The sequence below is a fragment of the Oleiphilus sp. HI0123 genome, from assembly GCF_001635315.1.
The window spans coordinates 1-515 of record NZ_LWGE01000551.1 but is presented as its reverse complement, the minus strand read 5'-3'; the positions used below and the strand labels follow the sequence as shown (position 1 = coordinate 515).

Here is a 515-nt window from a genome sequence, read left to right as displayed (position 1 = left end):
CCGGTTTCAAGTTGTACGACAGTTAATAAATAATACTGGCCTCTTTTGAGGTCAGTTGCTTTTTACGAGTGAGAAAAAATGACGACAATTGCCATTATTGATTATGGTATGGGCAATTTGCATTCGGTTTCGAAGGCATTTGAACACGTAGCGCCTGATGCAAAAGTCCTTGTAACTTCGGATGCGGATACGATTCGTGCATCAGATAAGGTTGTTTTGCCTGGTGTAGGCGCTATGCGCGATTGCATGGCTGAAATTAAGCGTTTGGGCTTTGATAGCTTAAGCATGGAAGTTTCCAAGGACAGACCTTTTTTGGGTATTTGTGTTGGCATGCAAGCTTTGCTTCAACATAGCCAGGAGAATGGAGGCGTTGATTGTATCGGTGCCTTCCCAGGCGATGTTTTGCATTTTGGCGAAAGCTTGTATGAAGAGAACGATAAGGGCGAGAAGGTTCGTTTGAAAGTACCGCATATGGGGTGGAATCAGGTGGTGCAGAATGGTGATCACCCTATGTG

The 515-nt window shown here is 44.7% G+C and carries 1 protein-coding gene; it reads left to right on the top strand.

Annotated features, from left to right (window positions below):
* Positions 1-78 precede the first annotated feature (78 nt).
* On the top strand, positions 79-515 hold a 437-nt coding region (gene hisH / locus A3761_RS05060), incomplete at its 3' end, for an imidazole glycerol phosphate synthase subunit HisH (RefSeq protein WP_068749933.1).